Here is a 7,549-nt window from a genome sequence, read left to right on the forward strand (position 1 = left end):
CACCCATTAGACAATGCTCATGCCGAGCATACTATCAAAAAGAGGAAGTACGGTACTCCCCTACTTCCTCTTCTGCTTTCTTGTTCTGCTTAGCCTCTATAGAATACAGGCATGAATGAACCGACACAGTCAAAAAATTCTTGTGCCAGCCTTTCAAGACCCGATGTTTTCAAAGCAGCAAAATCATCATCACTAGCAGCAATACAGAATCTGTCATTCTTGATTCCTATGAATTTGCATCTGCCCAACAGGGCTTGCTGACTGGTATCCTGTACCATCGAAATAAACTGATTCCATTGCTCAAAACCTTGAGTTGTGTCTACTTCTATCTTCTTGTCAGGATTCTGATATACATGCGCAAAAAGATCTCCCTGCTGCGTGGCATCATCAGATGTTTTCTTTCCCCTATTACGGTTTATTTTATCATTCAGACGACGAGCAATATCTGCATCTTTATCTCCGATATGATTGATACCTACATCCGTCCGCTTGATATGGAAGATAACATATTCAGGATCTCCCTTATGCTTTCCGTTCCGATAAATAAAGTCTTCTTCAGAAAATTCATCAAATACGATATCAGTCTCACTGCGACTAGCCATTCTGTTGAGATCTTCCCTTACCACATCGAGTACCTGTTTTCTGAATTGCGAGAATTTAGGATATTTATTCATCACAGGCTCCCCCTTGTCGTCAAGCAGAATATTGCCATGTTCATCAAGTTCTACCAGACCCAAATACTGTTTCATCGGTAAAAACTCAACCTTAACATCCAAGCTCTTGTCTAGTCCCATCTGACGAAGCAGATATATATAGAGTCGAGGTGTATTCACCTTCTTGGAATATTTAGCAATCATGGAGATATGGTGAATATATCCCTGACGCATGTCAAAAAGGCTCATAGTGAGTTTTGGATCTATCTCAAGTATTACTTCACCCTTGATGCGTTCTACTTTCTCACCATCGCTCTTTGTATAGCCTTTCTGCGTTGTCGGAATCTCGATGTTTGAAAATACGTGCTGTATCTTCTCTGTCTTGCTATCCGTCTTTACACGCACCGACAGGTTGAGGATATCGTTCTTCAGCGTATCACGCAGATTCTTATAATTATGAAACTCCGTTGATACCTGAAAATCCTTGATGTCTATTTTGATGGGCGGAATCTCCATAACAGCATGCTCTATTCCTTTCTCGAAAAGATAGTCGGAGCGTGCATCTCCAAGCACTCTCTTCTCGGTAAAATACTCTTCAACATACTTCTGCAGATGGGTACTTGCAACCATCAATATGTTTTGTTGCAATAATGTATATTGCTTATCCAATTTTGTCAGCGAAAAAGGTGTGTTAATCCACACCAGATTCTTGTTTCCTTTTGGTTCACTCATATAAAAACCACATTTCTGTTTACCATAAACCACAAAGTTGTTTACCTAAAACCACTTTATTATTTACTTAAAACCATATAAATATTTACCCGAAACCACCAATCTATTTACCATAAACCATATTCCTATTTACCTAAAACCACTTTTCTATTTACCATTTCAAACATAACTCACTATTAATCAAGCCATTACACTCTCTGTAATAAATAAGAGATATATAATTTATTATAAAGAATAATCTATAATTATCATTCTTTTGGTAAACAAAAATGTGGTTTTTGTAGGAACTTATACCTTATTTTTAAGCTTAGCGCTTTTTTAGGTAAACAGTTTTGTGGTTTTCACCCTTTTAATAACTACTTTTTGTTTGCTTACTTTTTCAAGTAATCCATCAGGATATTGTAGAGCAGGTTTTCCTGTGGGATATCATCTGAGAGGCATTTCATCTTCAGGAGAAGGAGTTCTTCCTTGTTAAGATATGTAGCCACACTCGTTCTGGTGCGTCTTTCCTCTGCAGTCCAGTAACTTTTTCTCTTGCGACCACCTTTAGATATATTTTTATCCTCTTCGCTTTTTGCCATTTCTGTGTTTAATAAACTTGGTCGGTCGTTCATACCCATATTTTCAAGAGACTCACCAATTTCTTCTAAATTTCTTTTTGCTACAGCCATAATTCTTATATTTTATAAGTTTATCTTCTTTTGTTTTATTATTACATGTTTCAACCTACCCTACCAAGATTAGATTTTGATGTTGAACATGCGCTTGATAGCAATTTCGTAATCGATACCTGTACTTGAGTAAGGTGCATATTCGAATATGCTTTGTCCGTGTGCCTGAGCTTCCAGGAACTTTACAGAGCGTCGGATACGGCAAGGCAGAATTAAGTCGCCATGTTTTTCGCCTAAAAGTTTGCTCAACTGCTTGGTAATCTTGGTTCGTTCATCTACCATAACTGGCAGGAGTCCAAGTAATTCCAAATTATCGTTCATGTGGAACTCCTTCACTTCATCCATTACGCTGAGTACTTCACTTACTCCCTTGACAGATAATGCTTCCATCTGTACTGGAATCAAAATCTTGCTCGCTGCAACCAAAGCATTATAAGTGTTCTTGGAAAGTGCTGGAGGACAGTCTATGAAAATGTAGTCGAAATCATCAAATACGTTTTTCAGTCCTTCTCCTGTCATGTCATGGCAATCGTTGTCTTGCAAGCATCCCAGTAATACCGTGTAGCTCTTCATCTGTTCTCTTAGTGAAGGGCCTCCTGGAAGGTGTTGTTCTATATTTTCCATCTGAGCAGATCCTGGAACTGCATATACCCCATTTTTACATTTGTAGACTGGCACACCACTCTGTTTGCACATGGCGTTGTATATGTTATCATATTCGTTATCTCTCACTCCGAAAAGCGAAGAGAGGTTGCATTGTGGGTCTAAGTCTATTACCAGAACCCTGAGATTGTGATTCAACCGGACTATGCCAGAAGCCAGAGACTGCACAGTAGCCGTCTTGCCTACTCCACCTTTGTTGTTCACTACTGCAACAATTTCCTGTAGTTCATGTTTCATATTTCTTTTTTCCTTATTTCACGTTATTGTTTAATACAATTTATATATATTAGAATTGCTGGCAATTAGAATAAACGGATTGACTTATATTCTTTCGTTCTGAAAGACTAAAAGTCTTATTTCTGGATTATCTAATGTTCTTTTGTTCTAATATTGGTTGCAAAAATAGCCAAAATAGTTGATATAAAAGAATTTATCTTCTTATTTCTTTGTAAATATCCCTTTTTTTATACTTTTCTAACAATCTTCATGAAGAATAAGCATCACTTCGAATGTATTACTAAACGAAAATATGGATATCCTAATTGACGGACAAATTAATTAAACTTATATATGAATATTCTATTATACATATATTTGTATAGACATTTATACTAATAAATGATTATACTAAGATATGAATAAACTTATTTATGTATAGCTATATAAACAAAAGAACCAATAAACTAATATACATAAAGCCGTACGTTATGATAAACGAAAATACAAAACTACGTTTAAACCAAAATACTAACTGCCAGCAATTATAATAATCTAATGATTGGCGAGATGAACATGTATATTACAAACCTAACATGTTAACGCTTTATAATTCAGCATTTTGATTATTCTTTTTGTAGAATAGCTATAATGTATAAAGTTAGAATGTTAGTTTAGTCTAATTGCCTAATAAACTAAAATACGTATATTCAACAGAAATAGTTTATATAAGATATGTTAATTTTTCCTCTAAGTGCATACAACCTATTGAAATTTTCAGTATCTTTACAGAGTTAAACGGATGTCGAACCTTTAAAACTATAACATCATGAAAATTGGTATTCCAAAAGAGATTAAGAATAATGAGAACCGTGTTGGAATGACACCAGCAGGAGTAGCTGAATTCATTCGACATGGTCACGAAGTGATGGTTCAGCATACGGCTGGAGAGAACAGCGGATTTGCTGATGAAGCGTATGAAAAGGTAGGAGCCATAATCTTACCCGACATTCAGAGTGTATATCGTGAGGCGGAAATGATAGTAAAGGTGAAAGAGCCTATCGCTGAGGAATATCCACTTATCCATCAAGACCAGCTTGTATTCACTTATTTCCATTTTGCCTGTGACAAGGAACTTACCGATGCCATGCTCAAGAGTGGTGCTGTCTGTCTGGCTTATGAGACTGTGGAGACAGATAACCACCTTTTGCCTTTACTCATTCCGATGAGTGAAGTAGCTGGAAGAATGGCCATTATTAATGGTGCTTTTTATCTGCAGAAGACAAAGGGAGGAAAAGGAAAACTGATGAGTGGTGTACCTGGTGTGAACCGCGTCAAGGTTTTGGTATTGGGCGGCGGAACCGTAGGAGAAGCTGCAGCAAGAATGGCTGCAGGAATGGGAGCTGATGTATGGATTACAGATATCAGTTTGCCTCGTCTTCGTCAGTTAGAGATGGAGCTGCCTATCAATGTACACACGCTCTATTCCAACGAGCATAATATTCGTAGAGAATTGACAGATGTGGATATCGTTGTGGGTAGTGTGCTCGTACCAGGTGATAAGGCGCCGCATCTTATCACGAAAGATATGTTGAAATTGATGGAGCCAGGAACTGTACTTGTTGATGTCGCAATCGATCAGGGTGGCTGTTTCGAGACATCGCATCCAACCACACATTCTGATCCGACATATATGGTCGATGGAATCGTTCATTATGCAGTAGCTAATATTCCTGGTGCTGTGCCGAATACCTCTACTACAGCCTTGACCAATGCTACGCTGAAATATGCATTGGCGCTTGCTGATAAGGGTTGGCGAAAGGCCTGCAAGGAGGATAAAGCCCTGTATAGGGGTTTGAATATCGTAAATGGAAAGGTGGTATTCAAGGCCGTAGCGGATGTCTTCGGACTGGAATATGAAGAAATGATACTTTAAGTAGAGTAGGGGAGGGTTCCATAACACAAAAGCTATGGAATCCTCTTTATCTTGATGCTTTCCTGTACGATTACTATAAGAAATAAAATAGTTTAGTGCATAAAAATATTCCCCGATATGAATCCTCAGTATTCCTGCAGGATTCGTATCGGGGAATTTTGTTGATGAATTGTATGAAGGATAGATCTTCGCGAAATGAAAATCCATCATTGTTATTTACCATGCCTCCAGTTTATCAGCAATCTCTGGCATCTTATCCTTGGTGAATACAGGATTCTTGCCTTCCTTCTTCTGTTGGCGATAGTCTTTCAACAGGAAGACGGCCTGGCGGGAAAGCAGGACGATGGCTGCGAGATTGCAGAGGGTGAGAAGAGCCATAGTGATATCTGCAAAACTCCATGCAAAATCCAGAGATACTACAGCTCCGACCATCACCATTGCTGCTACAGCAAGACGATAGACAAATACACCCAGCTTGGAGTCCCTGATATATCTCACGTTGGTTTCTCCATAATAATAATTGCCGATGATGCTGCTAAAGGCAAACAGCCATATCATTACCGCAACAAACGGATTGCCGATGTTTCCGATTTCGTGGGTCAGGGCATCCTGGGTGAGTTGAATGCCATTTGAAGCCGTAATATCCACACCGCTCACCAGGATGATGAATGCAGTGCAGGAACATACTACCAACGTATCTGTAAAAACACCCAGAGTCTGTATCAATCCCTGTTTTACAGGATGACTGACTGTAGCTACCGCAGCAGCATTCGGTGCACTACCTTCACCTGCCTCATTACTGAACAGACCTCGCTTGATACCCTGTATTACAGTAACGCCAAGAACTCCGCCAGCAGCCTGATTGAATCCGAAAGCATTCTCAACAATGGTAAGCAGAACCTTTGGCAGACTGGTGATATTCCAAACAACAACACCTACAGCTATCAGAAGATAAATGACAGCCATCACTGGAACCACGGTAGAAGAGAACTTAGCCACTCTATGGATGCCACCGAAGATGATGAGCAGGGTGAGCACAGTGAGGGCAATTCCCATGGTGGCAGGTTCTATGCCAAAAGCCTTCTGCCATGCCAGACAGATAGTATTGCTCTGCACAGAATTATAGGCAAAGCCGAAGGTAATGATCATCAGCACGGCAAAAAGAATACCCATCCATCCTTTTCCCAAACCATACTTCATATAATAGGCCGGTCCGCCATAGAAAGATGTTTTGCCTTTCCGCTTGTAAAGTTGGGCGAGAGTTGATTCTATGAAAGCGGATGCTGAGCCCAGCAAAGCCAGCATCCACATCCAGAATACGGCTCCCGGTCCACCGATGCTGATAGCAGTAGCCACACCGGCAAGGTTACCGGTGCCAATACGGCTAGCCAATGCTACCACAAAAGCCTGGAAGGAAGAAATGTGTTTCATTTCTCCATCCACTTTCACCTCCATCGACAGTTCATCGTGTCCTATCTCTTCCGGTTGTACCTTGTCGGGATGAATCAGCAGCCTGATCATCTCTCTGATTAGGCGGAACTGGACGAAACGGGTACGCCAAGTGAAAAACAGGGCACAGCATATCAAGACGGTGATGATGATATACGACCAAAGAAAATCGCTAACCTGAACTAAAATGTTTTGTATTGAATCTATCATTTATCTATTTAAAACTTCTTATTTCTTTACTTTTTTATAACCTTCAGAACCTGGTCTGCAATACTTTTCATTCCCTTGATAGTAGGGTGACCGTTTTTCTTGTCAATATCATGAAGAGCAATGACAGGAACCTGATATTTGTTGCAGATCTTTTTTACCGACTCATTGATTACATCCTTGAGTTCAGAATTTAAGATGAAATATACCTCTACATTAGGATAATGCTGTTGTATATCAGAAAGCAGCTTGGCCATGGCTGGGCGGAAACAATACAAATCTGCGCGCTTCCAGTCGCTATACTGATAGTTGCCGAGCGGGGCATCAGCCCAGTTGTCATTCGTAGCACCGCAAATCAGGATGATATCCGGATTGCCAAGAAGAGAACTTCGGGTGATGAAAGAACGGTCGGTATAATCTTCGTCACGATAGCCAGTGTTGCAGATGGTAGCACCAGAATAGGAATTGATATTTCCCATCTTATAGCCTCCTTCCTTGATTACTTGCCACCACCAGGTTTGCTCAACCTTGTTTACATCTGTAGTTTCTGGTGGAGTAGTAGGTGAGTACCAGGTGGCATAACCCTTAGGAATGAACCCCTCGAAAGTGGAATACGAGTCACCGAGAACGGCAACGGTCTGCTTCACCTGTGCCATGAGCGGCATGAAGGTGAGCATAATGAAAGAAATGATAATCGTAAATCTTTTCATGATGCTTGTTCTTGTTTTAATGCTTCTTATGTAATTCTGCTGCAAAAGTAATATAAATATGTGAATAGACAAAAAATATCGGAGGAAAATTCATCTTTCTGTTTCTATTTTTGTCTAAAACTAAGCATGATTTGAGTTATACCATAATTTTATCATGTGCGCGCGCTAGCGCATATACACACAAGCGTACTCATGCATATATATAATAAGGTATACACAAAAAATCTATTGCATAAAGTCTTTATAGATGTTAAAATCAGACTAAAAAAGCAACTTTTTTGCGAAAAGATTTGGTGGAATGGAAAATAGTTA

6 protein-coding genes are annotated in these 7,549 nt (G+C 39.6%); 1 reads left to right on the plus strand and 5 read right to left on the minus strand.

The window, feature by feature from the left end; translation table 11 throughout:
* Window positions 1-89: 89 nt before the first annotated feature.
* The 3 genes from DWV53_RS14605 to DWV53_RS14615 all read right to left on the minus strand — a co-directional run bounded on the left by DWV53_RS14605 (window position 90) and on the right by DWV53_RS14615 (window position 2,956).
* The gene (locus tag DWV53_RS14605; protein ID WP_147468820.1) at window positions 90-1,385 is read right to left on the minus strand and encodes a RepB family plasmid replication initiator protein; all 1,296 of its coding nucleotides are present in this window, start codon (window positions 1,383-1,385) and stop codon (window positions 90-92) included.
* Between the two features lie 371 nt (window positions 1,386-1,756).
* Window positions 1,757-2,056: a hypothetical protein gene (locus DWV53_RS14610; RefSeq protein ID WP_006848167.1), complete on the minus strand. Its 300-nt coding sequence runs from the start codon at window positions 2,054-2,056 to the stop codon at window positions 1,757-1,759.
* A 69-nt stretch (window positions 2,057-2,125) separates the two neighbouring features.
* Window positions 2,126-2,956 (minus strand): ParA family protein, encoded by an 831-nt coding sequence (locus DWV53_RS14615; protein ID WP_006848166.1) that lies wholly within the window; start codon window positions 2,954-2,956, stop codon window positions 2,126-2,128.
* A gap of 808 nt (window positions 2,957-3,764) precedes the next feature.
* Here DWV53_RS14615 and ald point away from each other — a divergent pair.
* Window positions 3,765-4,871, plus strand: coding sequence for an alanine dehydrogenase (gene ald, locus DWV53_RS14620; RefSeq protein WP_118155336.1), 1,107 nt, complete (start codon window positions 3,765-3,767; stop codon window positions 4,869-4,871).
* Between the two features lie 216 nt (window positions 4,872-5,087).
* Here ald and DWV53_RS14625 read toward each other — a convergent pair whose 3' ends face one another.
* Together DWV53_RS14625 and DWV53_RS14630 are read right to left on the minus strand one after the other, a co-directional pair.
* Entirely contained in the window at window positions 5,088-6,530 is a 1,443-nt protein-coding gene (locus DWV53_RS14625) for an alanine/glycine:cation symporter family protein (protein ID WP_118155338.1), read from the minus strand.
* 26 nt (window positions 6,531-6,556) lie between these two features.
* Window positions 6,557-7,237 carry an SGNH/GDSL hydrolase family protein gene (locus DWV53_RS14630; RefSeq protein ID WP_118155340.1) on the minus strand — a complete coding sequence of 227 codons (681 nt, stop codon included), beginning with the start codon at window positions 7,235-7,237 and terminating at the stop codon, window positions 6,557-6,559.
* Between the last annotated feature and the right edge of the window lie 312 nt (window positions 7,238-7,549).

The sequence above is a fragment of the Segatella copri genome (genome assembly GCF_003465495.1).
In the GTDB taxonomy this organism is placed as follows: Bacteria; Bacteroidota; Bacteroidia; order Bacteroidales; family Bacteroidaceae; genus Prevotella; species Prevotella copri_G.